Source organism: Streptomyces sp. NPDC051020 (assembly GCF_040683105.1).
Lineage (GTDB): Bacteria > Actinomycetota > Actinomycetes > Streptomycetales > Streptomycetaceae > Streptomyces.
This window is the reverse complement of the sequence record NZ_JBFBCG010000037.1, coordinates 1-24,163: the sequence shown is the minus strand read 5'-3', so window position 1 is coordinate 24,163 and position 24,163 is coordinate 1. Positions and strand designations below refer to the sequence as shown.

Annotated in this window: 19 protein-coding genes, 1 tRNA gene and 2 pseudogenes; 14 read left to right on the top strand and 8 right to left on the bottom strand. The window is 70.6% G+C overall.

What is annotated here, in order from left to right; translation table 11 throughout:
- The first annotated feature begins 82 nt into the window (after positions 1–82).
- Positions 83–313: a hypothetical protein gene (locus AB0N06_RS21060; protein WP_366136197.1), complete on the top strand. Its 231-nt coding sequence runs from the start codon at positions 83–85 to the stop codon at positions 311–313.
- Positions 314–766: 453 nt separating this feature from the next.
- Here the strand turns inward: AB0N06_RS21060 and AB0N06_RS21055 are convergent, their stop codons facing one another.
- The gene (locus AB0N06_RS21055; RefSeq protein ID WP_366136196.1) at positions 767–1,753 is read right to left on the bottom strand and encodes an AMP-binding protein; all 987 of its coding nucleotides are present in this window, start codon (positions 1,751–1,753) and stop codon (positions 767–769) included.
- Positions 1,754–1,780: 27 nt separating this feature from the next.
- Between AB0N06_RS21055 and AB0N06_RS21050 the strand changes: the two are divergent.
- From AB0N06_RS21050 to AB0N06_RS21015, 8 genes and pseudogenes are all read left to right on the top strand, one after another.
- Positions 1,781–1,912, top strand: a pseudogene (locus AB0N06_RS21050) (acetaldehyde dehydrogenase (acetylating)); the annotation flags it as partial.
- A 148-nt stretch (positions 1,913–2,060) separates the two neighbouring features.
- Entirely contained in the window at positions 2,061–2,198 is a 138-nt protein-coding gene (locus tag AB0N06_RS21045; RefSeq protein WP_366136236.1) for a hypothetical protein, read from the top strand.
- Positions 2,195–2,977, top strand: coding sequence for a crotonase/enoyl-CoA hydratase family protein (locus AB0N06_RS21040; RefSeq protein ID WP_366136195.1), 783 nt, complete (start codon positions 2,195–2,197; stop codon positions 2,975–2,977). Before AB0N06_RS21045 ends, AB0N06_RS21040 begins: the two co-directional genes overlap by 4 nt.
- A gap of 48 nt (positions 2,978–3,025) precedes the next feature.
- On the top strand, positions 3,026–4,069 hold the full coding sequence (locus AB0N06_RS21035; RefSeq protein WP_366136194.1) for a S66 peptidase family protein: 1,044 nt from the start codon (positions 3,026–3,028) through the stop codon (positions 4,067–4,069).
- Between the two features lie 232 nt (positions 4,070–4,301).
- Positions 4,302–5,027, top strand: coding sequence for an FCD domain-containing protein (locus tag AB0N06_RS21030; RefSeq protein ID WP_366136193.1), 726 nt, complete (start codon positions 4,302–4,304; stop codon positions 5,025–5,027).
- A 137-nt stretch (positions 5,028–5,164) separates the two neighbouring features.
- A complete protein-coding gene (locus tag AB0N06_RS21025; protein ID WP_366136192.1) occupies positions 5,165–5,932 on the top strand; it encodes a (Fe-S)-binding protein in 768 nt (255 codons plus the stop codon).
- Positions 5,929–7,467, top strand: coding sequence for a lactate utilization protein B (locus AB0N06_RS21020; RefSeq protein ID WP_366136191.1), 1,539 nt, complete (start codon positions 5,929–5,931; stop codon positions 7,465–7,467). Before AB0N06_RS21025 ends, AB0N06_RS21020 begins: the two co-directional genes overlap by 4 nt.
- Positions 7,464–8,096 carry an LUD domain-containing protein gene (locus AB0N06_RS21015; protein WP_366136190.1) on the top strand — a complete coding sequence of 211 codons (633 nt, stop codon included), beginning with the start codon at positions 7,464–7,466 and terminating at the stop codon, positions 8,094–8,096. The genes AB0N06_RS21020 and AB0N06_RS21015 overlap by 4 nt, the downstream gene beginning before the upstream one ends.
- Positions 8,097–8,246: 150 nt before the next feature.
- Here AB0N06_RS21015 and AB0N06_RS21010 read toward each other — a convergent pair whose 3' ends face one another.
- Positions 8,247–9,776 carry an amino acid permease gene (locus AB0N06_RS21010; protein ID WP_366136189.1) on the bottom strand — a complete coding sequence of 510 codons (1,530 nt, stop codon included), beginning with the start codon at positions 9,774–9,776 and terminating at the stop codon, positions 8,247–8,249.
- 81 nt (positions 9,777–9,857) lie between these two features.
- Positions 9,858–10,865 (bottom strand): hypothetical protein, encoded by a 1,008-nt coding sequence (locus AB0N06_RS21005; RefSeq protein ID WP_366136188.1) that lies wholly within the window; start codon positions 10,863–10,865, stop codon positions 9,858–9,860.
- A gap of 385 nt (positions 10,866–11,250) precedes the next feature.
- On the opposite strand from AB0N06_RS21005, the gene AB0N06_RS21000 reads away from it, so the two are divergent.
- Positions 11,251–12,684 (top strand): FGGY family carbohydrate kinase, encoded by a 1,434-nt coding sequence (locus tag AB0N06_RS21000; RefSeq protein ID WP_366136187.1) that lies wholly within the window; start codon positions 11,251–11,253, stop codon positions 12,682–12,684.
- A 501-nt stretch (positions 12,685–13,185) separates the two neighbouring features.
- Here AB0N06_RS21000 and AB0N06_RS20995 read toward each other — a convergent pair.
- Both AB0N06_RS20995 and AB0N06_RS20990 read right to left on the bottom strand, forming a co-directional pair.
- Positions 13,186–13,572 carry a hypothetical protein gene (locus tag AB0N06_RS20995; RefSeq protein ID WP_366136186.1) on the bottom strand — a complete coding sequence of 129 codons (387 nt, stop codon included), beginning with the start codon at positions 13,570–13,572 and terminating at the stop codon, positions 13,186–13,188.
- Positions 13,573–13,654: 82 nt separating this feature from the next.
- On the bottom strand, positions 13,655–14,149 hold the full coding sequence (locus tag AB0N06_RS20990) for a DUF309 domain-containing protein (protein ID WP_366136185.1): 495 nt from the start codon (positions 14,147–14,149) through the stop codon (positions 13,655–13,657).
- A 107-nt stretch (positions 14,150–14,256) separates the two neighbouring features.
- Here AB0N06_RS20990 and AB0N06_RS20985 point away from each other — a divergent pair, with 107 nt between their 5' ends.
- Both AB0N06_RS20985 and AB0N06_RS20980 read left to right on the top strand, forming a co-directional pair.
- On the top strand, positions 14,257–16,881 hold the full coding sequence (locus AB0N06_RS20985) for an AAA family ATPase (protein WP_366136184.1): 2,625 nt from the start codon (positions 14,257–14,259) through the stop codon (positions 16,879–16,881).
- Between the two features lie 50 nt (positions 16,882–16,931).
- A tRNA-Pro gene (locus AB0N06_RS20980) sits at positions 16,932–17,005 on the top strand.
- 97 nt (positions 17,006–17,102) lie between these two features.
- Here the strand turns inward: AB0N06_RS20980 and AB0N06_RS20975 are convergent.
- Both AB0N06_RS20975 and AB0N06_RS20970 read right to left on the bottom strand, forming a co-directional pair.
- The gene (locus AB0N06_RS20975; protein ID WP_366136183.1) at positions 17,103–17,600 is read right to left on the bottom strand and encodes an integrase core domain-containing protein; all 498 of its coding nucleotides are present in this window, start codon (positions 17,598–17,600) and stop codon (positions 17,103–17,105) included.
- Between the two features lie 64 nt (positions 17,601–17,664).
- Entirely contained in the window at positions 17,665–19,911 is a 2,247-nt protein-coding gene (locus tag AB0N06_RS20970; protein ID WP_366136182.1) for a glycosyl hydrolase, read from the bottom strand.
- A gap of 368 nt (positions 19,912–20,279) precedes the next feature.
- Between AB0N06_RS20970 and AB0N06_RS20965 the strand changes: the two are divergent.
- Together AB0N06_RS20965 and AB0N06_RS20960 are read left to right on the top strand one after the other, a co-directional pair.
- Positions 20,280–20,444: pseudogene (locus tag AB0N06_RS20965) on the top strand (IS1380 family transposase); the annotation flags it as partial.
- A 302-nt stretch (positions 20,445–20,746) separates the two neighbouring features.
- The gene (locus tag AB0N06_RS20960) at positions 20,747–22,612 is read left to right on the top strand and encodes a CocE/NonD family hydrolase (protein WP_366136181.1); all 1,866 of its coding nucleotides are present in this window, start codon (positions 20,747–20,749) and stop codon (positions 22,610–22,612) included.
- 448 nt (positions 22,613–23,060) lie between these two features.
- On the opposite strand, the gene AB0N06_RS20955 is transcribed toward AB0N06_RS20960, so the two are convergent.
- Complete coding sequence (locus tag AB0N06_RS20955; protein WP_366136180.1) at positions 23,061–24,065, bottom strand: aldehyde dehydrogenase family protein; 1,005 nt, start codon at positions 24,063–24,065, stop codon at positions 23,061–23,063.
- Between the last annotated feature and the right edge of the window lie 98 nt (positions 24,066–24,163).

Below are 24,163 nucleotides of genomic sequence, written 5' to 3'. Positions count from 1 at the left end.
TGTCGGCCAGGGCCTTGTGTGCGCCGTCGGGGATGCTGCTGAGTCTGCTGATGTCTCCGTGGACGTGGTGCGTCAGTGCGGCATGTCGGACAGAGCCGTGGCGATGGTGGTGACCTGCGCAGGCTCGATCACCATCAGCAGCACAGTTCCTCCGCGCACATCGGCCTCGGCCACCGGCCGCGTACTGCTCCTGAGCTGCGGTGTCCTCGACGGCGGGGGCCGTCATGATGCGGCGGCAGGACGGATCGGCGGCGAAGAGGGCGGCGACCAGGGAGTCGAGCAGCGCGATGGTGTCCGGGCCGTCGGCGGTTGATGGGGGCTGCGGCGCCGTGGTGACGAGCTCCAGCAGCAGATCGTGTGCGCCTACCGGGTAGCAGCCGCGTAGCGGATGGTGAAGCACCCGATGGATCGTCACGCGGGCGACGGGCGGCCCGTCGTGGCCGGTGCTCGCGGTGTACGCGCGGACGGCGCCTGCCGGGGCCGGGCCGAACGGGGCGGCGCCGGAAACGGGCTTGGACCCGGTGGGGCTGAGTGACCATCCGGCGATATGGCCGGGGAGCGCCGGCACAGGCAGCGGGCGGTGGCCGACGGTGGCGAGTGTCATGGGCGGCGACCCTTCGTGGTGGCAGGATTCCCGGCGTGCGGTGGGCTCGGGACGGCCCCGGGCCGGGGGAGAGCCCGCCCGTCCCTTGGCCGGGGGAGAAGGGCGGGCCGTGGCCCGGGGGAGGAGGGGTTCGGGCCGGTTGGTGGGTGCCAGGGGGATGGATCAGTCGCCGGTCGGCGCGGCCCGGTGGGTGACGATGTCTCGTACCTGGCCCTTGACCAGCTTGCCGCTCGCGTTGCGCGGCAGTTCGGGGGCGAGGACCACCCGCGTGGGCAGCTTGTACCGGGCGAGCCGCCCGGACCCGAAGTCGCGTACTTCCTCGAGCGTCGGCTCGACCCCCGGCTCGCAGGTGAGTACGGCGACGACGGTCTCGCCCCACTTCGGGTCGGGGATGCCGACGACCGCCACCTCGTGGACTGCGGGAAAGGAGCTCAGGACCCGTTCGACCTCGGCGGGATAGACGTTCTCCCCGCCGCTGATGATCATGTCCTTGAGCCGGTCGACGACGTAGTAGTGACCGTCCTCGTCGCGGTAGCCGATGTCGCCGCTGTGGAACCAGTCCGCGTGGTCGAACGCCTCCTGGGTCGCCTGCTGGTTGTTCCAGTAGCCGGCGACGACATTGGGACCGCGCACGCAGATCTCACCGCGCACATGGGGCTCGTCGATGACGCCGCGCCCGCCCGGGACCATCAGGCAGACCTCGGTGTACGGCATCGGCAGACCGGCCGAACCGGTCTTCTCCAGGGTGCGCGCGGCCGGCAGATATGTGGCGAACGGTGCCGTCTCGGTCAGTCCCCACGCCTGCTGCAGCAGCACCCCGTGCGACTCCGCGTAGTCCCGGATGAGCTGCGGAGGTACGGCGGCGCCCGCCACGATTACCGCGCGCAGCGCGGACAGATCGGCTTCCCGGAACCCGGGTGCGCGGGTGAGCGCCGCGAACATGGCGGGGACCGCGAAGATGCTGGTGATCCGGTGCGCCACCAGGTCCGCCAGGCACTGCTCGGGGTCGAAGGAGCGGCGTACGACGACGACGCCGCCGCGAGTCAGGGTGCGCAGTGTGAGAGCGTTGAGCCCGCCGATGTGGAAGAGCGGGGCGACGGCCAGGTTCACGTCGCCGGGACGGGTGTCGACCATGGTGTCGACGTTCACCGCGTTCCACCATTCGGCACCGACCTCATGATCAAGGTGCTGCGGCTCTCGGACCGGCTGGAGATGGCCGCGATGGTCGGCATCGACCCGGAATTGGACGGCCTGGCCCGCGCCCGCCGACTGAAGGTCGCCACCACACACGAGGGTGTCGACGGGCTTCGACCTGAAGGCCGCAGTGGAGGCCGGAACGGCGAGCTGAGCCGACCGGGCGGGGACACCCGACGGAGGCCGGATTCCGACGCGGGGTCCGGCCTCCACCGGTGTAGGGCCATGCGAGACGTGGAACTGTCGTGCTTCCGAAGCGGCCGTGCGCGACCATGGGCGCGCACAGCCGGCCGGCTACAAGGTGCCCAAGACCGTGCACTTCGTCGAGACCATCCCGTACTCGCCGGTCGGAAAGATCCTCCGCCGGGCCCTGCGTGACCCTCTCTGGGAGGGAAAATGACGACCGAACACCCCGCCGTACGGATCGAGCGCGACGGCCCCGTCTTCACGGTAATTCTCAGCCGCTCCGCGGTCCGCAATGCCGTCGACGGACCGACCGCCCGCCAACTCGCGGCCGCATTCCGGCAGTTCGATTCCGACCGGGATGCATCTGTGGCCGTGCTGTGGGGCGAGGGCGGCACCTTCTGTGCCGGAGCGGACCTCAAGGGCATCGGAACGGAGCGCGGCAACAAGGTTCTCGCCGAGGGCGACGGACCCATGGGTCCCACCCGGATGCGGCTGAGTAAACCCGTCATCGCCGCGGTCTCCGGCCACGCGGTGGCCGGCGGCCTGGAACTCGCAGTCTGGTGCGATCTGCGCGTCGTCGAGGAGGACGCGGTCTTCGGTGTCTTCTGCCGCCGCTGGGGGGTGCCCCTGGTGGACGGCGGCACGGTGCGGCTGCCGCGCCTGATCGGTGAGAGCCGCGCGATGGACCTGATCCTCACCGGCCGCCCGGTTCCGGCGGCCGAGGCGTACGACATCGGGCTCGCCAACCGGCTCGTCCCGACCGGAGAGGCCCGCCGTGCGGCGGAACAACTCGCGAGGGAGATCGCCGCGTTCCCGCAGCTGTGCCTGCGCCACGACCGGCTCGCCGTGCGTGAGCAGCACGGCCTGAGCGAGCCGGACGCGCTGGCGGCCGAATACCGGCACGGGATGGTCCCGCTGACTGCGGGGGAGACGCAGGCCGGTGCCGACCGGTTCGGCAGTGGCGCGGGCCGCCACGGGTCGTTCACCGACTGAGTCGAAACCCGGCTGACACCGGGAACGGGCTGGTCCTACGCTCGCCGGATGACGACCCTCAGCTACCCCGACAAGCCCCGCCCCGGCGACCGCGTCGCCGTCATCTCCCCGTCCTCCGGACTGCCCGGAATCCTGCCCCTGCCCTACGAGTTGGGGCTGCGCCGGCTCCGCGAGGAGTTCGGGCTCGAAGTGGTGGAGTATCCGGCGACGCGCACCATGGGGTCGACTCCGGCCGAGCGGGCCGCCGATATCCACGCGGCATTCGCCGACCCCGAGATCAAGGCGGTGCTCGCCAGCATCGGCGGTGACGACCAGATCACCGTCCTTCCGCACCTGGACCGCGAGCTCCTGCGCGCCAACCCCAAGCCGTTCTTCGGGTACAGCGACAACACCAACCTGCTGGTCCTCCTCCGGAACCTGGGTATCGTCGGCTACCACGGCGGGTCGGTGATGGTCGAACTCGGACGCCCCGGCGCGATGCACCCCCTGACCGCCGACTCCCTGCGAGCCGCCCTCTTCGCCCGGGGAACCTACGAACTGACTCCCGCCAAGGAGACCGACCACGTCAACCGCCCCTGGGAGGACCCCCGGACCTTCGACTCCGAGCCCGAGATGCGACCCGCCGACGGCTGGATCTGGCACAACGCAGACCGGGTCGTCGAAGGGGCCGGCTGGGGCGGCAACCTGGAGATCCTGTCGTGGCTGCTCATGGCCGACCGCGAGATCCGGCCGGTCGACGAGTACGTCGGCAGCGTGCTCTTCCTGGAGACGTCCGAGGACATGCCCTCCGCCGACGACGTCTACAGGATTCTGCGGGGCATGGGAGAGCGTGGACTCCTCCAGCAGTTCCCCGCGCTGATCATGGGGCGGGCCAAGTGCTGGTCGTTCGCACAGCCGCTCGGCGTCGAGGACGGTGACCGGTTCCGCGCGGAGCAACGGAAGGCGGTCCTGCGCGCGTTGAGCGAGTACGCCCCCGACACGATGGCCGTCCTCGACGTCGACCTCGGCCATACGGACCCGCAGGTGGTGATCCCGTACGGCGGACACATCCGCGTCGACGGGACCGCCCGCCGCATCGTCGTCACCTACTGAGGCCTCACCTGCCGTGCTGGGCTCCTTCCCGGTCGGCGAAGTATGCCGAAGGGGGCGAGCCCGGCGTCCGGCGGAACATCGCCGTGAACGCACCGGGTGTCGCGGGGTCGAGGCCGTCCGCGTCCCAACCGCGGCGGGAGGCAACCGGGGCAGCCACGGTGCGCCGCATCTTTGGTCCGACCACATGGCGTGTGTGACATAGTGGGAGGAAATTCGAGGCAGGGGGTGAACGGTGCCCGTCGAGTGGCAACCCGTACGGCAGTCCCGTACGCATGAGCTCGTGCTCCAGAGCATCGAGGAGCGGGTGTTCGCGGGAGAGCTCAAGGCGGGGGACCGGCTGCCGCCGGAGCGTGAACTCGCACCGGTGCTCGGAGTCAGCCGATCCGCCCTGCGTGAGGCGTTGCGGGTGCTGGAGACGATCGGGGTGCTCGTCGCTCAGCCCGGGCGCGGCCCGGACGCGGGGGCGCGGATCGTACGCAACCCCGACGACGCCCTCGGGCGGCTGCTGCGGCTCCACTTCGCCCTCGGCAGCTACAGCCTGGAGGACGTCCTGGAGGCGCGCGTCGTGCTGGAGCGGTCCAGCTTCGAGGCGGCGGCCACACACGCTTCGGCGGAGGATCTCGACGAGGCGGAGCGCCTGCTCGTACGCATGGGGGAGCCGGGCGTCGGCGTGGCCGAGTTCAACGATCTGGACACCCGGTTCCACGTGCAGATCGCCCGCAGCTCCGGCAACGAACTGACCTCCACTCTCACCTCCGCCGTCCGCGAGTCCGTACGTCCGCTGATTCTGCGGGCGCTGGAGGCGGCCGAGGACTGGCCGGCCACGGCGGGCGGGCTCAACGCCCAGCACGCCGAACTGCTGCGGCTGGTGCGCGCGGGCAAGGGGGTGAAGGCGGCCGATCTGGTCGAGCGGCACATCCGCAGCCTGCACGGCACGCTGGTGGACGAGAGCGAATAGCCCGCAGGGCGTCGAGGGGTCAAGGGGCGGTGTGCAGGCGCACCGCCCCTCTCGCATGTCGCGTCCCCTTCATCTTCCGGACCGAGGCTAGTATGGTCCGACCATACAAAGGCCAGAGAATCGATCGGAGAGGCTCCATGCGTATCGGACTCTTCGCCACCTGTCTGGGAGACACGCTCTTCCCCGAGGCGGTGAAATCCACCGCGGTCCTGCTCGCCCGGCTGGGACATGAGGTGGTGTTCCCGCCGGAGCAGACCTGCTGCGGCCAGATGCACGTCAACACCGGCTACCAGCGCGAGCCCGTCCCCCTGGTGCGGAACTTCGCCGAGCAGTTCGGCGACCCGTCCATCGACGCCGTCGTCATGCCCTCGGGATCGTGCGCGGGATCGGTCCGCCACCAGCACGAGATCGTCGCCGAGCGGTACGGCGACGCGGCCCTGCGTGCGGGCGTCGCCACCGTGAAGGCCAAGACGTACGAGCTCTCGGAGTTCCTCGTCGACGTCCTCGACGTCACCGAGGTCGGCGCCTACTTCCCGCACCGTGTCACCTACCACCCCACCTGCCACTCCCTGCGGATGCTCCGCGTCGGTGAGAAGCCGCTGAAGCTGCTGCGCGCCGTCGACTCCATCGACCTCGTCGAGCTCCCCGAGGCGGACTCCTGCTGCGGGTTCGGCGGTACCTTCGCCGTGAAGAACGCGGAGACGTCCACCGCGATGCTCCAGGACAAGATGCGCGCCATCGCCACCACGGAAGCGGACGTGTGCACTGCGGGGGACTCGTCCTGCCTCATGCACATCGGCGGCGGACTCTCCCGTATCAAGTCGGGCACGCGCACCCTGCACCTCGCGCAGATCCTCTCCTCCACCCGCACCTCGCCGTACGTCCTGACGGAGGCCGTCCGATGAGCAGCACCTTCCTCGGCATGCCCGCCACCCCGCCCCGTTCCCCGTACGGGACCGGAAATCTCCGCGGCGACCGGGCGTTTCCGGCGGCCGCCCATGACGAGCTGCGCAACGAACAACTGCGCCGCAACCTGGGCAAGGCCACTCATACGATCCGCGCCAAGCGCCTGAACGTCACCGGCGAACTCCCTGACTGGGAGCAGTTGCGCGACGCCGGCTCGGCCATCAAGACCGACACCATGAACCGGCTCCCCGAGCTCCTGGAGCAGCTGGAGCAGAAGGTCACCGAGCGCGGCGGCACCGTCCACTGGGCGCGCGACGGCGTCGAGGCCAACGAGATCGTCACCCGGCTCGTCCGGGCGGCCGGATCCACGGAGGTCATCAAGGTCAAGTCGATGGCCACCCAGGAGATCGGTCTCAACGAACACCTGGAATCGGTCGGCATCACCCCGTACGAGACGGACCTCGCCGAGCTCATCGTGCAGCTCGCCCACGACAAGCCGTCACACATCCTGGTGCCCGCGATCCACCGAAACCGCGACGAGATCCGGCAGATCTTCCTCAAGGAGATCCCCGGCGTCGACCCGCGGCTCGACAACGTGCCCGCCCATCTCGCCGCCGCGGCCCGCGCCTATCTGCGCGAGAAGTTCATGACGACGAAGGTGGCGGTCTCGGGCGCCAACTTCGGGATCGCCGAGACCGGCACCCTGTCCGTCGTCGAGTCCGAGGGCAACGGCCGGATGTGCCTGACCCTGCCCGACACCCTGATCACCGTCATGGGCATCGAGAAGGTGCTGCCGCGCTATCAGGACCTCGAAGTCTTCCTGCAGTTGCTGCCACGCTCATCGACCGGGGAGCGGATGAACCCGTACACCTCGATGTGGACGGGTGTGACGCCCGGCGACGGACCGCAGAACTTCCATCTGGTTCTCCTCGACAACGGACGGACCGCCGCGCTGGCCGACCGGATCGGGCGCGAGGCGCTCAACTGCATCCGCTGCTCGGCCTGTCTCAACGTCTGCCCGGTGTACGAACGGGCCGGCGGTCACGCGTACGGATCGACCTACCCCGGACCGATCGGCGCGGTCCTCACGCCGCAGCTCGCCGGGATGCACGCCGCCAAGGGCGACCCCAACAGCTCCCTGCCGTACGCCTCCAGCCTCTGCGGCGCCTGCTTCGACGCCTGCCCCGTCAAGATCGACATCCCGTCGCTGCTGGTCGAGCTGCGCCACCAGCACACCGAACAGTCCGGTACGACAGCGGAGAAGCTGGCCATGAAGGCGGCGGCCGGCGTGATGAAGCGGCCGAAACTGTTCACGGCCGCGCAGAAGGCCGCGGGGCTCGGCCGGGTGCTCGGCGGGCGGGACGGGAAGATCTCGCATCTGCCGCCGCCGTTCAGCGGATGGAGCGAAAGCCGTGACACCGCGGCGCCGCCGAAGCAGTCCTTCCGGTCGTGGCTGGCGTCGGAGGAGGGTGCCGCGACCATGCGGGCCGCCGCCGACGAGTACGACAGGAACCAGCAGGAGGAGGAGAAGTGACGACCGCTCGCGCCACGGTGCTCGGCCGGGTCCGGGACGCCCTGGCTCTCGCCCCCACCCCGGACACCACCATCCCGCGCGCCTACCGGACCGGCCGCACGCTCCCCGACGACGAGCGACTCGCACTCTTCACCGACCGGCTCGTCGACTACAAGGCGCAGGTGCACACCTGCACGGCCACCCGCACCGCCGAGGTGATCGCGGAGGTGCTGGACGGGCTCGGTGCGCGGAGGATCGGGGTGCCCGCCGGGCTCGACGAGCAGTGGCTCGGCGCGTACGACGGTGACGTCCAGCAGGACTCGGCCGGTATTCCGGCGTCCCGGCTCGACGCGCTGGACGGAGTGGTCACCGCGTCGGCTGTCGGCTGCGCCGAGACCGGCACGATCTTCCTCGACGGCTCGCCCGACCAGGGGCGGCGGGCCCTGTCGCTCGTCCCCGACCTGCATGTGTGTGTCGTCGATCTGTCGGCCGTCGAGGTGGGGGTGCCGGAGGCGGTCGCACGGTTGGTGCCGGAGCGCCCGACGACGCTGATCAGCGGGCCGTCGGCCACGTCGGACATCGAGCTGGAGCGGGTCGAAGGGGTACACGGTCCGCGCACGCTGGTGGTCGTTATCCGCGTCGACGCGTAGGGGCGTCCGCCGGACGGCCAGGAGGCCGTCCGGCGGGGCCCGCTCCACCAGCGGCCGCTCCGCATCGGCCGGGCATGACGAGACCCTCCTGGACCGGACGGTCCAGGAGGGCTCGAGGAGAAACCTGAAGAGAGCGCGGAAGCCGTCGTGTCAGACGATGTCCGCGGCGATCTCCGCCTGCTCACGGGCGTTCCCGTACGCCGACGGCGTGCTGTAGGAACGGCGCGCGACGAACCACCAGACGGTGGCCAGAACCAGTACGGCGACGAGCGCGACCGACGCGTAGTTCATCGAGTCGATGGTCACCGGCGACGACTGCGGAAGCAGGAACAGTACGGTCACGATGGCCACCCACACCACGGCGATCCAGCCGATCGGCTTGGACCAGCGGCCCAGGTGCCAGGGACCCCGCTCGAAGCGGTCTCCGGCGCGCAGCTTCAGGAAGATCGGGATCGCGTAGGCGGGCGTGATTCCGATGACGTTGATCGCGGTCACCGCACCGTAGGCGGTGGCCGAGTACAGCGACGGCAGCGCCAGCAGTCCGGCGACGGCGACCGACAGCCACACGGCGGGGACGGGCGTCTGGGTGCGGGTGCTCACCTTGCGCCACAGCGCCGAACCCGGCAGCGCGTTGTCGCGGCTGAACGCGAACACCATCCGGCTCGCGGCGGCGACCTCGGCGTTGCCGCAGAACAGCTGGGCCGCGATCACGATCAGCAGCAAGGCGGTGGCGCCCGAGGTGCCGAGCGCGTCGATCAGGATCTGGGCCGGAGGCACACCGGTGGCGCTCTCCTGGGTGCCCGCGTAGTCCTGGATCGCGAACGTCAGACCGGCGAGCAGCACGAAACCGGCGATCCAGGAGACCCAGATCGCGCGGACGATGCCGCGGGCCGCCGACACCGAGGCGTTCGAGGTCTCCTCCGACAGATGGGCGGAGGCGTCGTAGCCGCAGAAGGTGTACTGCGCCAGCAGCAGGCCGATCGCCGCCACATAGAGCGGGTTCTCCCAGCCCGTGTCATTGACGAACTCGGTGAAGACGAACGAGGGCGACTGGTGGTGGGAGGGAACGATTGCCAGCACGGCGACGATCACGGCGACGCCGGCCAGGTGCCACCACACGCTGATCGAGTTGAGCACGCTGACCAGACGGACCCCGAAGAGGTTCAGCACGGCGTGCAACAGCAGGATGCACAGGAAAATGATCATGGTCTTGCCGGGGGTGGGGGTGAAGCCCCACTGCAGGTTCATCAGCGCGCCGGTGAACAGCGCGGCACCGTAGTCGATACCCGCGATCGCACCGAGCAGGCCGAGCAGGTTCAACCAGCCCGTGTACCAGCCCCACTTGCGGCCACCGAGCCGGTCGGCCATGTAATACAGCGCCCCGGACGTCGGGTACGCGCTGGTGACCTCCGCGAGGGCCATGCCGACGCAGAGGACGAACAGGCCGACACCGGCCCAGCCCCACAGCATCACCGACGGGCCGCCGGCCGACATGCCGAAGCCGTACAGGGTCATGCAGCCGGACAGGATCGAGATGACGGAGAAGCTGATGGCGAAGTTGCCGAAGCCGCCCATGCGACGGGCCAGCACCGGCTGGTAGCCGAGTTCGCGCAGCCGCTGCTCCTCGTCCTTCTGGGGAGCGGCCTGCGCTCCCGGCTGGGGCGAGGTGGATATGGACATGAGGGGAAGCCTCCGTGAAGGGGAAGGGGGAAAGGGATGGGGTCGGGGACGGTTTGTGGTCGGGGAGAGAACGTGCCGGGGTCAGTCGTGCGGTCCCCGGCCCGGTTCGGGTGCCGCGGCGAGACAGCGGGTCCGGGCACGCAGATATACGTCCTCGGCGCCCGAAGGGTCGCGGGGGTCGGGGACGCGACAGGCCCAGGGAAGCGTGGTGTAGTACGGGCCGAGTGCCCGGAACACCGGTGCCGCGTCAGCGAATTGCAGGGCGCCCCACAGGGCGTGGGCGAGATGGTTGACGTCGAGCAGGGAGTGCCTGGCCGGATCCGTGCGGTGGAACCAGAGATGGAGGGCCCGTTCGGCGTCCCGCTCGGCGTCCTCGGTGACCCAGTGGAGATCCAGCGCCTTCTCGTGACCGTGCTCTCGGCGGTAGCGCTCGACCCGCACGTACAGCGGAAGAACATTAAGCGCGGATCCTTCGGGCGCCGAAGATGCCGCCCACTGAGCGAAGTTGACCGCCTCGGAGAGGGTTCCGCCGGCCCTTCGCGCGTACACGAACTGGAGCATCCGGTGGTAGGCCTCGCGGTTGCCGGGATCGCGCCGGTCGGCCTCCGCCAGCAGCCCCCACGGGCCGGGAAAGAGCATGGGCCCCGGCGGATGCAGCCGGTGCTCCTGCAGTTCCTGCCGCTCGTCCAACTGGGACAGGGCCAGCAGACACACCCAAGGGACCGGGTCGGCGGGGGTGGCGTGGGCGGCCGACCGGCAGGCCTCCCAGGCCTCCCGCCACAACTCCTGCGCCTGGTGATGTCCCTCGCGGTGGGCGCGCATGGCACGCTCCACCACGACCCGTGCGTGCATCACGGCAACCGCGACACTCCGGGGTTCCTCGGTCCGCCAGGCCTGCACCGCGTCGGAGCCTGCGGCGACGGCGCCGAGCACCTGGGTGCGCTGGGTCCACAGCGTCCAGTCCGGGGTGCTTTCCAGCAGATTCCGCATGGATACCCAGCGGCCTGTGCGCAGGTCCTGTAACGCCGTACGTAATTCGTTGTCGTGCCCGGCCGGGTGATAGACCGGCCGGAAATCACTGGTCGCCATGGACTCGCCCCGCCCCCGTGCGCGGCAGCGTATCCGGGCATAAGCGGATGGCCCGGGACGTGCGATGTCGGCGCACGCGGGATGGTGTTGGTCTCATCAATCCTCAAGGACGGGGGTGAAGCGGCTGTTGAAAGGTGAACTGCTCGAATGCGTCCGGTTGTTGCTCGGCGGTGAGTGTAGAGCGCGCTTCGTCGATCTCTCTGCTGATTCGCGGATCTTACTCAAGTCTTATGAGATGGAAGGATGTTGACCATCATTTGGCCATTCCGCAAGGTGTGGAATGCGGGCGCTTGACGTGCGCGGTGGTCTGCACCAGTCTGTGCGTCAGCGACCGTTGATCACGATTCCGTTCAAGCCGTAGAGCTTCCGCACAGCAGGAGTGTCGATGACAGGCCCGGTGCTCGCCGTGGACCAGGGCACGTCCGGCACCAAGGCACTGGTGATCTGCCCGGAACGCGGCGTGATTGGTTCCGGTGCGGCCCCGGTGCGGCCTCGGTACGGGCCCGGGGGAGTGGTCGAGGCCGACCCCGCCGAGCTGTTCGGATCGGTCGTCGAAGCCGGACGGCAGGCGGTGCACGAGGCAGGTGAATCGGTGGTCGCCGTCGGGCTCGCGAACCAGGGCGAGACCGTGCTCGCCTGGGACCCGGCAACCGGAAAGCCGCTCACCGACGCAATCGTCTGGCAGGACCGCCGGGCCGAATCGGTCTGCAGTGAACTCGCCACACATGAAGACGAGTTGAGACAACTCACCGGGCTTCCGCTCGACCCGTACTTTGCCGCACCGAAGATGGCCTGGATCCGCCGTGAGTTGACCCGTGAGGGTGTTGTCACCACTAGCGACTCCTGGCTGGTCCACCGGCTGACCGGCGCATTCGTCACGGATGCGGCGACCGCCGGCCGTACCCAGCTGCTCGACCTCGACCGGGTCGGCTGGTCACCCGCGGCTCTGGACATCTTCGGCCTCTCCGGCGAACGGCTCCCCACTGTCGTCGACGCCGCCGGCCCGGTCGGTACGACGACGGTGTTCGGCGGCGAACTCCCCCTGACCGGACTGCTCGTCGACCAACAGGCCGCCCTGCTCGCCCAGGGCGCCTTGCAGGCCGGCACCGCCAAATGCACCTACGGCACCGGCGCCTTCCTGCTCGCCCAGACCGGTCCCACGCCCCGCCGCGGCTCCACCGGACTGGTCAGCTGTGTCGCCTGGCGGCTCGACGGCCGTGCCAGCTACTGCCTCGACGGGCAGGTCTACACCGCCGCGTCCGCCGTCCGCTGGCTCACCGACCTCGGAGTGATCTCCGGTGCCGCTGAGCTCGACCCCGTCGGCGCGGGCGTCCCCGACTCCGGCGGGGTCACCTTCGTACCGGCGCTCGCCGGACTCGCCGCACCGTGGTGGCGCAGCGATCTGCGCGGCTCGGTGACGGGGCTCGGACTGGACACCACCGCCGGCCACCTGGTGCGCGCCCTGTGCGAGGGCATCGCGGCCCAGGTCGTCGAACTCGCCGACGCCGTCGCCACCGATCTCGGCGGACCGCTGACCTCGCTCCGCGTGGACGGCGGCCTGACCCGCTCCGCGCTCCTCATGCAGACCCAGGCCGACCTGCTGCAACGGCCGGTCGAGGTGTCCGCGTTGCCGGACGTCACCGCGCTCGGGGCCGGGGCCGTCGCCCGCCTCGGCGTCGACCCGAAGCTGTCGCTCCAGCTGGCCGTACCCGCGTGGGAGCCGGCCGCCGTGTACGAACCGCGGATCGGCGCGGACGAGGCCGCCGAACGCCTCGCCCGATTCCGCACCGCGGTGGAGACCCTGCTGGACCGCGCGTGACACCGCCGGTCACCATGGCCGGAGACCTGATCCACAACCTGCCCGACGGCGGCCTACGACGTCACCGTCATCGGTGCAAGGCGTCGTCGGCACCGCCCTCGCCCGTGAGCCGGCCCGCCACCCGATCCGTACCGCCCTTGATGCTCGACCCCGACGGCGCCCGGGCTCCACAGCCGCTTTCATCCTGCGCACCCCCGGTGACTGCCCCGTCCGCACCGCGTCGCCGGCCAGGACGGACACGCAATCCACCGGCAGTGGCTGCTGCTGCCCGCCGACCGGGTCGACCGCGTGGATCCGCACGGCGGAACCGTGCGGATCACAGCAGCCTGAGACCGACCGGCACATGGGAGGCGGCGTCGCGGGGCTGGGTACGCACATCTGCCGCGTTGTCGTCCATCACCATGGCTCCGCCATGGCTCAGTCCTCCGCCTTGCAGCTGCCCGCACCCAGCCCCGCTCCTACTCCCACCCCCCATGTGCGGTCGGTCTGAACCGACCGACGTCAGGGGATCAGCAGCCAGTCCGAACCGATCGCCGCCACCAGGCCGACGGTCAGCAGCCAACTGCCCAAGCGCGTACGGCCGTTCCGGCTGAGCTCGATCACGATCCCGCACAGGATCAGCGCCAGCCCGTACACCCCGACCACCAGAACGGACGACCGGCTCGCGATCCGCAGCGCCAGCACGACTGCCATCGCCGCCATGCCGACCGAGGAGAGCACGACCCGCAACCGTCTGGCCTGACGCGGCGTCAATCTGCGGTCCCCGGACCCCGCCCCCTCGACCTCGGCGTCGGCCTCGGCCCCGGCGTCGGTCTCTGTGTCGTTCGTGTCGCTGTCGGGGGAGGCTATCGGGGTGTCCACGGACTGGTCCTGGTCAGAAGTGCTCATGACGCGGGATGGTAATAGTTTCGGGGCGCGCTGTGGTCACCGCTCCGCCCCCGGTTGCCGAAAACGGACGCCGCCATCCGGCTCATCCGCCCTCCCGTCGCAGCCGGGGCGCCTCCTCGGCCGCGTCCACCGTCCGCCCGCCGCCGCTCTCCACCCGCCCGGCCAGCTCCTCCGCCCAGCCGGTCAGCGCATCGATCCCGATCCCGTGCGCCGACGCGTCCCCGTACGCCGAGAGGGCCACCGCGCCCCGACGCAACAGCCGCGCCCCACCCGTCGCATTGCCGCGCGCGGCGTGCGTCAGCCCCACCGCCAGCTGCGCGAGCCCGCGCCACAACTCCCGTTCCGCCTCCGGGCCCGACTTCCACGCGTCCTCGAACACCTCGTGCGCGTGGAACGGCATCCCCGCGTCCAGCAGCCGCTGTGCCTCCCGCAGCGTCTCCTCGGGGGAGCGCACCACACCCTCCGGCTGTCGCGCCACCCCCGGAACCCCGTACGGCAGGGGGCGCCCCAGCCCGTCACGGGGGCGCGCACTGCGCGCCCGGCCCTCGGCATCGCGGTCCCTATGAGTCTCGTCCACCCGTCGATTGTGCCCCGCACCTGCGGCGAACTGTGCGAACCACTGTCCGTGGGCCGCCGCGCACGACTAGTGTCGGCAATGATCCGTACCACTAGGGGAGGGTAGGCATGAAGCCGTCCCGGCCGCTGTACGAGCGCGAACCGGAACTCGCTGTTGCCGCACAAGCCGTGGACGCCCTGTGCGGCGCCCCGGCAGTCGGCGGGCTGCTGATCTTCAGCGGTGAGGCAGGCCTCGGCAAGACAGCTCTGCTCACCGAGATCCAGGCCATGGCCGCGGACCGCTGCACCGTCTGGTCCGCACGCGGCGGCGAGACGGTCACATCCGTGCCGTTCCACGTCGTACGCCAACTCCTGCAGCCCGCGCTCGACCAGTTTCCGCCCGACGAGGTACGCGATCTGTTCGGCGCGTGGTTCGAGATCACCGCACCCGCCCTCGGACTTGCCGAACCCAGCGGCCCGCAGCCCGACCCGCAGGGTGTGCGCGACGGACTCGACCACGTCGTGTCGGAGCTCGCTTCCCGGCTGAGTCACCGTCCGCCGCTGCTGATCATCGACGACGCGCACTGGGCGGACGGCGAATCCCTTGCCTGGCTTGCCTCGTTCACCGCACGCCTCGGCGAACTGCCCGTCCTCGTCGTCCAGGCGCACCGCCCGGAGGAACTGGCGGCGCGCGAGGGGAGCGGCGGCAGCCACCCCGCCCAGGCCCGGGTCGCGCTGCGCGCGCTCACCCCCGAGGCCACCGCGGAACTGGTCCGGGCCATTCTCGGCAACCACGCCGACGACCCGTTCTGCCGCGAGGTGTGGGCCGTCACCGGCGGCAACCCGTACGAGGCGGTCGAACTCGTCGCCAAGGTGCAGGACCACGAACTGGCACCCCTGGAGGAGTCGGCCGGGCTGCTGCGCGAACTCGGCGCCTCGGCCCGCGGCAGCGGACTCGTCGCCCGGCTCGAACGGCTCGGCACCAACGCCAACCGGTTCGCCTGGGCCGCCGCCGTCCTCGGCACCGAGATTTCCCAGGACCTCGCCGCCACCCTCGCCGGAATGAGCCCCGCGGAGGCCGCCGACTGCACCGCGCGGCTGCGCGACGCCCGTATCGTCAGCGGCTTCGACCCACTGGAGTTCGTCCACCCGCTGATCGCCACCGCCGTGTACCGCTCCATCCCGCCGGCCACCCGCACGGCCATGCATGGCCGCGCCGCCTGGGCGATCACCCGCGCCGGACTCGGCGCCGCCGCAGCCTCCCGTCATCTCCTGGAGGTCCACCCGGACGACGACCAGGAACTGGTCGAGCAGCTCCGCGAGGCAGCCGGCCAGCATCTCGCGGTCGGTGCCCCCGAAGCCGCCCGCCGCTGCCTGGAACGCGCCATGCAGGAACCGCCGCGTCCCCAGGTGCGGGCCACGCTGCTGTACGAGCTGGGCTGCGCCACGCTGCTCAGCTCCCCTCCCACCACAGTCCAGCATCTTCGGGCCGCCCTCGATCTGCCTGGGCTCGCCGACGAGGTGCGCGTCGACGCCACCTTCCGGCTCGCCGCCGCCCTCTCCCACAACAACCAGCTGAAGGAAGCGGCACTGGCTCTCGCCGCCGAGACCGGGCGCACCGCCCCCGGACCGGGCCGGATGCGGCTCCAGGCCGCGCACTTCATGTGGGAGGGCATGCAGGCCGCTGAGGACGACGGACCCGGCCGATCCCGCAGGCTCGCCGCCAACGCCGACCACCTCACGGGCCGCAACAACGCCGAACGCGCCCTGCTCACGCTGCGTGCCTTCGACGCCATGCTCCGGGGCGAGGACTGCCAGCTCGTCGTCGATCTCTGCGAACGCGCCCTGGTCGACGGCCGCCCGGCCCGCGGCCTCGGGTGGACCGATACCGAATGGGGCTTCGAGTTCCCCACCACGGTGGGGATCACCTATGCCTTCACCGACCAGCTCGACCGGGCCGAGGCACTGTTCAGCGAGGCCGTCCGAGCTTTCGAGATCTCCGGCTGGAGCGGCGCGCACCTCGCCTTCGCCCACACCCTCCTCGGTCTCGTCCACCGGCGTCGCGGCAGGCTGGTCGAGGCGGAGGGCTTCCTGCGCGAAGGACTGCGGCTCGCCGACCGTGTGGGCAGCGGCCTGCCCGTCAACTGGATCGCCGCCTGCCTGCTCATCGACACAGTGCTGGCCCGGGGCCGGGTCGCCGAGGCCCGCACGATTGCTGACCGGTACAACTTCGGGATGCCCTATCCCAGCGCGATGGTCATGCCGGACGCGCCGTGCGTCCGTGGTCGTCTCCTGCTTGCCGAAGGCCGTACGAAGGAGGCCGTCGCCGAACTCGAAGCAGCCGGCCATGCTCTTGAACCGCGCGGCCGGTTCAACGGCATCTGGGCTCCATGGGCGGGCGACCTCGCCCGCGCCCTGGCCGAGGAGGACCCGGGCCGCGCAGCCCATCTCGCCACCTCGGCACGGGTGCACGCCGAACGCTTCGGTACGGACACCGCGATCGGCGAGGCCCTGCGCTGCGTCGCCCTGTTCGCCCGCCCTGAGGAAGCCCGCCAGCTGTTGGCCGACGCGGTCCGGCACCTGGAGGCGTCCCCGTCCGCGTACGAACACGCCCTGGCCCGTGTCGACTACGGCATCGCCATCCGCTCCCGGCGCGAGCTCGCCCGGGCCCAGAAACTGGCCACGGCGTGCGGAGCCGAAGCACTCGCGACCCGGGCCCATCAGGCACGGGCGTCGATCCGGTCCGCGGAGTGAGGTAATGTTTGTCCTGCGCAGCCGCCCGGGAACACCGGGAGGAAGCGCATCGGGACGTGGCGCAGCTTGGTAGCGCACTTGACTGGGGGTCAAGGGGTCGCAGGTTCAAATCCTGTCGTCCCGACGGAAACGTCGCAGTTCAGGGGTCATCTACGGATGGCCCCTGAGTCATATCCGGGAGCAACCGGGGAGCCCTGTGCGTGCCGACAACCTCCGTCACCCTATGCAACCTGCGCGTACTGATGGATGAGGCCGCCGAGTCGGTTGCGCCGGAGGATGCGCGATGGTCCGTCGATGGCGGGCGGCTCGGGCGCGTCGACACCATCGGGGCATCGCTGTCCGAGTGATCGGTGAGGCCGATGTTCGTTGGAGTGGTCGGCGTACTCGTCGACGACGAGGCGCAGGTGCCGCTCTCCGGTGATCAAGACGCGGTCGGTGGCCTCGCGGCGACACGAGCCGACCCAGCGCTCGGCGATCGCGTTCATCCGAGGCACGCCCGGCAGGATGGGCACCACGCGGGCACCGACGGCAGTGAAGACCGCGTCGAAGCCCTCGGTGAAGTAGCCCGCGTCGTCCCGGATCAGGTACCGGATGCCGGCGGTGCGTGTGTCGTCCCGGCTCATGAGGAGGTTTCCGGCGTTCGCCGGGCGGGGCGGCGCAGTGCCGGCCGCGAGCCGGTGGACGCCGCCTGAGGTCGCGCCCCGGGGGTGGAGAGGCACAGGCCCCTCCCCCTGCGCGGGAGCGCAGGTGGAGGGGCCTGCCCCTTTGAGAGGAAAGTCGGAACTACTCCGGCGTGCGGATCGCGTAGAACCCGCGCCCGAACGTCGCCGCCACGAGACGTTGGTTGACGGCGTCGTACTCGATGTCGTCGACCGGGACGAGCGGCAGTCCGTCACCTACGCGGTACCAATGGGCGGCACTGCCCGGCCGGCTGGTGAACACGCCCTGGTCGGTAGCGGCGTACAGCCTGCCACCCTCGGCCAGGACGACGTCGTTGACCGGCGCCTGCGGCAGGTTGCCCGACAGATCGTTCCAGGTTGCCCCTGCGTCGCGGGTGCGCAGCACATGGGGCTGCGCCGAGCCCGAGCGGTACCCGGACAGCGTGACGTATGCGGTCGCGGGGTCGACGGGGTCGACGGCGATCCTGGTGACCCAGGGCTGCCCCTCCAAGACCTTGGTCCAGTGGGCGCCGAGGTCGCGGGTGACCCAGACGCGGCCGTCGTCGGTGCCGACCCACACCGTGCGCCCGTCCGTCGCGGCGGCGACCGTGCTGAGGGTCCCGTACGGATAGGTGTCACGGCTGGGGCCGCCGGTCAGGTCGGGGCTGATGACCTGCCAGGTGATGCCGCCGTCCGTGGAGCGGTTGAGCCGGTTACCCCCGTAGTACAGGACCTTCGGGTCGCGGGGGTCGAATTGAAGGGGCGTCAACCAGTTGCGGCGGTCAGAGACGGTGGCCGAAGTGAAGTACTTGTTCGCGTTGCCGCCGTTGGTCGAGCGGAAGCAGTTGCCGTACTGGTAGCACGCGAAGACGTTGTCCCGGTCCGTCGGGTTGATCAAGTTCTGCAGGCCGTCGCCGCCCACATAGCTGTTGTAGGTCACGCCACCCCAGGAGCGCAGGGAGCCGTTGTCCTGGGCGCCTCCGGAGATACGGGAGGTGTCCTGGGGTGTGGTGGCGACAGTGTAGAGCTGCGTCCACGGCTGCTGGGTGCCCTTGCTCCAGGCTCCGTCGCCGTCGGCCTCGGAGCGATAGAGGCCGCCGTCGTTGCCGAGGTACACGCGCCCGCTGCGGCGCGGGTCCCATGCCATGGCGTGCTGGTCGGCGTGGATCGCGGAGCCCTCGCCGGTCCAGGTTCCGCCGCCGTCCTTCGTGGTCATCAACTCCACGCCGGCGACGTGCACATGGCGCGCGTCGTCCGGATCGACCCACACCTTGCCGAACCACCATTGGAAGCCGCCCTGCGACTCTTCCAGGTCCTCGTTCCGCGGAAGCTCCGTCCAGCTGTCGCCCGCGTCCTTGGAGGTGAGGAATCCGCCGAAGCCGCCGGATGCGTTGCCCCAGACAGCGTAAAGCCGCCCTGGCTCGGACGCCGAGATGCCGAGGCCGATGCGGCCGACATCGGAACCCGGCCCCGGCAGACCGCCGTCGAGCCGGGTCCACTTCACCCCGCCGTCATCGGAGCGATAGACACCGGAACCGACGCCTCCGTAGGTACGCTTGTCGGGCTCGCGCCGCCGGTCCCACAGGACGGCGTACACGCGCCGGGGGTTTGACGGGTCGAACTGGACGTCGACGGCCCCAGTGGAGCCGTTCGGCACCCGCAGGATCCGGTGCCAGGTCTTCCCGGCGTTCCGGGTCTCGTAGACACCGCGGTCGCCGCCGTCCGTGTAGAGCGACCCGGCGGCGGCGACGAGGACATGGCGCGGATTGCGCGGATCGGTCCGGATGGCGCCGATCGTCGCCGAGTCCCGCAGCCCCACGGACTTCCAGGTCTTGCCGCGGTCAACCGACCGGTAGACGCCCGTGCCCTCGTACGTCACGCTGCCGCCGCCCGGATTGACCTCGCCCGTCCCTGCGTACACGGTGCCATCGGCGGCCGACGCAACCGCGCCCATGGCCTGGGTCTGCCCGTCGGGCCAAGCCTTCTCGAAGGTGCTGCCCGCATTCGTCGAGCGCCAGAGGCCACCGCTCGCCGCGGCCACGTACACGGTGTCGGAGCGCTCAGCGTCCAGCGCCAGATCGACGACCCGCCCGCCTATGTTGCTCGGCCCCAGCGACTCCCACGTGCCCGCCGTACGTGTCAGTCCGGCAGCCTCGGCCGCCGCGTCCTCGTAGGCGTGCGCGGGCAACGTTCCGCCCGGCACCGCCTTTTGCAGATAGCTGTACTCGGCGGGCGCCGCGGGACCCCCCATCCCGTCCTCGCCCTCCTCGGCACCTGCGCCCTGCGCCCCAGGCACCAGCAGCACACCGGCCGCCAGCGCGGCCACCGCCACCCAGCGCGACCCCGTACGTCTAGCTCGCCACCCCTGCATGCGCGCTCCTCTCGCGGGCGCACGCGGCAACCCGCGTCGGCTCCATGGCATGTACGGGACATAGATGCCCAACAACAGCATCCTTGACACCAGTTGGCCACACAGGCCCCACAACCACCGCCCTCCACCCCCACGGCGGCCAGTGGCCTGACCCACGCTTTCGTCCATGGCTGCCCGTACGAACCCCCCAAGGACCACCCGTCCTACCGCCGAACCGAAGCCGGTTACCCACCTCTTCGGTGACCTCATCACGGGCGGCCTGCTCCGGCCCGCCGTGCTGGTCGACAAACGCGCACGCCGGGTTCGGCGAGCGGCCCGCAGAGACGGACCGGTGGTGACACCGGCAGCGCGCTGCGAGCCGACTCAACCACCCCGGCGCCCAGTTGCCGATCACCGACGCCGACGGTCTGCGGCTGACCGCGTTCGCCACCAACACCGCCGGCCTGCCCATTGCCGAACTGGAGCTGCGGCATGGCCGGCGCGCGAGGGCCCGCATCCGGGCCGCCAGCCGGGCAACCAGCCTGCCCATCCACAGGAAACGCTGCCCCGAACAAGCAGAAAGGGCCCGCCAGCAAGCTGACGGACCCTCATGCAAGAACGACGCTAGCCCGGACATCGGCCGGGCCACACCGCTAACACGCTGAATGCACCGCCCCGTTGACGCGTTTCAATGATGATCATAGGCTCCCTCACCGACGGCTCCCGTCGGCGCCCGCGATCCAGCTCCCCGCGTGCGCGCGGCCGCCCATCGTCGCGCCGCCGACGGCGGGCCAGAGGCCGCTGCTCGACCGCACCACCTGCACCGCCCCCGTACCTGACACTCCGGGAGGAGCACGTGAAAAGACGTCGCGCGGCCGCCTGGGCCGCCTCGGCAATCGTCACGACCTTCGCTTTGACCTCCGCGCTCGCCGGCCCCGCCACCGCAGCGCCTGGCGTGGCGTCCGAGCCCGCCGCCACCGCGACCGACCCCGTCACCCACAAGGAGAACGACCGCGTCCCGGAGGGCTCGGTCTGGACGCAGCACTACTTCCCGTCCTCGGACGACTCCGGCACCGAGCTGCACGCCGACGTCCTGATGCCCGAGGGACTGGCTGAGGGCGAGAAGATACCCGTCATCCTGTCGACAGGCCCGTACTTCGGGCACTCTGGGCAGACCGGTATCGAGGGCTGGAAGCACACCGGCCCCTCGTCCCGCTTCCAGGACTTCATCGAGGGCACCGACCTGTTCGCCAACGGCTACGCCTTCGTCATGGTGGACCTGCGCGGCTTCGGCGGCTCCACCGGCTGCCTCGACTGGGCCGGCCCCGGCGAACAGGCCGACGTCAAGGCCGCGATCGACTGGGTCGCGAGCCAGCCGTGGAGCACCGGCGCGGTCGGCATGTACGGCAAGTCGTACGACGCCGTCACGGGCCTGATCGGCAATAACCTGGACCAGGACGCGCTCAAGGCCGTCGTCGCCCAGGAGCCCGTGTGGGACATGTACCAGTACATCTACTCCAACGGTGTGCCCCGCCCGAACGTCACCGGCACCGCCAACGCCTACAACTCCATCGCCACGCTCAACGCGATGGCGGACGACGACGCGCACTACCAGGCCAACGCCCGGTGGGAGAAGACCCACCCGGAGTGCCTCACGGAGAATTCGGCCGGGTACCGGATCGCCGACCAGTGGGACAAGCACTGGACCTCCCGCGACTTGGCGAAGATGGCCGAGGGCACCGACACCCCGCTGTTCGTCACCCAGGGCTTCATTGAGAACAACACCAAGCCCGAGGAGATGCAGGAGTACCTCGACAACCACGTGGGCCCCGAGCGCGGGTGGCTCGGCCAGTGGGAGCACGTGCGCGGCGGCGACCGCACGCGAGACGGGCGCCTGTCCATGGGCCGCGAGGGCTGGTACGACGAGACCCTCTCCTTCTACGACGAGTACCTCAAGGGCATCAAGCCGACGGTCAACTACCCGGCCTACGCCATGGAGGACTCCACCGGTGCCTGGCGCGCCCAGGACACGTGGCCGGTCGTGGAGCGGTCCGTCACCCTCCCGCTCGGCGGCGGTTCGTACGTGGACGACGGCGGCGCCTCGGCCCGCGCGGCCCTGGCCGCGTCCGGCGAGCCGGCGCCGCAGGCACTCGCACCGCCGTCCGGTGAGTGGGACATGGAGAACGCGCCCGCGACCGACCAGGCCGCCCCGAAGGGCCTGGCCAAGGGACTGGCGAAGCTCCAGAAAGCCGGTAAGGTCACATCGAGCTTCTTCGTGTGGTCGAAGCCGGTCGACGAGGCCGTGCGCGTCACCGGCACCCCGCAGGTCTCCCTGACCGCCAAGGGAGAGGGCAACGTCATGCTCAAGCTGTACGACGTCGCTCCGGACGGCACCGCCGTCATGTTCGACGAGCAGGTCTCCCTGCTGCACTCGGGGCGGATGACCGTCGACCTCAAGGCGACCGACTGGACCCTGGCAGCCGGGCACGTCCTGGCCGTGGAGATCGGCTCCATCCAGACCGGCTCCTGGCGCGACACGCCCTCCGGCGAGACGATCGCGGTCAAGGGCGCGCAGATCAGGCTGGCCATGGACGAACCGGCCGACGACGCCGCCACCGCCGGCGACCGCTCACCGTTCCTGGACACCTATCTGCGCCAGTACACGGTGGATCTGCCGGCCGGTCCCGCGACGTTCATGGTGACCCCTGGCGGCCACCTCTGACTCCAGGGCCGGCGTTGGTTGTTAAGGCTTCCGGGAACGGCCCGGAACGCCGGCTGACGCCGGCCCTGTGCCGCTCGAAAAGTCATCGCTGCTGGTGGCTACGGTGTGTTCACCGACCCGGGAATGGGCCGTGCAGCAGGCGCTGCGGACGCGGCTCCTCGGCGGCCTTACCCACTCCTCGGGCACCTCAAGATGCAGCTGGCCAGCGTGCGTGCGCAGGGCCGCGGTCTGCGAGGCGATCGTCTGGTCATTCTTCTGCCGGGCCGACGACACCCGGGCGTAGATCGCTGCACTGCTCACCACTCGGCCCTCCCTCGTTGCTGCCGCCGCGAAGCCGGCCCCGGGGCTGGGGCACCAGCAGCGCGTAGGCCGCGGACAGATCCGCATCCACGTGCCGGTTCACGGCGGCGGCCGGTTCGCTGCACGAAGGCCGGTCGCCGCCGCTCCGCTACTCGCGTACCTGCTGGGTCACGCCCCAGGGGTTGTCGTCGCGCAGCGGCGGGGGCAGCAGCAGCTGCGGCCACGACTGGTAGGCCACCGGCCGGAGGAACCGCTCGATCGCAGCGGTACCGACCGACGTCGTGGTGGGTGCAGTGGTGGCGGGGAAGGGGCCGCCGTGCTGCATCGCATGTGTGACTGCCACGCCTGTGGGCCACTCGTTCCACAGCACCCGGCCGCTACGCTCGACCAGTGCCGCGGTCAGGCCGGCGACTTCGCCGGCTTCCTCCGACTCGGCGTGCAGGCTGGCAGTGAGCTGCCCCGGCAGCTCCGCCACCACGGCAGTCACGTCATCCAGCCGCTCGTACGTCACCACCAGGCCGAGCGGGCCGAAGCATTCCTCGGCCGCCGCCGTACCGTCGGTTACGAACTCGGTCAGCTCCATCGCGAGCAGCCGCGGCGCCGTTGATGCCTCATCATCCGGCCACACCACCTTCCGTGTGCCCGCTCGTCGGGCGAGCCGGCGCGCGCCGTCGAGGTAGGCGTCGGTGATCCGCTCATTGAGCATGGGGGCGGCCGGGACGTCGCGCAGCAGCCTGGTGATCTCGTCCAGGATGCCGTCCCCGGCCGGGACGAACAGCAGGCCGGGATTGGTGCAGAACTGGCCCGCCCCCTGCGTGAGCGACCCGACGTAGCCGTCGGCGATCTGCACGCCGCGTGTCTGCGCCGCACGTGGCGTAACCACCACAGGGTTGACGCTGCCCAGCTCGCCGTAGAACGGGATCGGCTCGGGGCGTTCGGCAGCGATCCGGGCAAGCGCCACACCACCACGCTCCGATCCGGTGAAGGCAGCGGCGCGCAGGTCCGGGTGGCGCAGCGCTTCGATGCCGGCCTGTTCTCCTTCGATGAGGCCGAACACCCCGGGCGGGGTTCCGGCCTCGGCCAGCGCCTGATGGGTGATCGTGGCTGTGGAGCGGGACAGCTCGGGGTGGCCGGGGTGCGCTTTGACCACCACGGGGACTCTGCTGCCCAATTCACTGCGGGGATGAGGGCGGGTCCGCGATGATCGTTCCTGAGGTCGCTTCTCCGTCGTGCGGCCGTGGAGGCGGTACG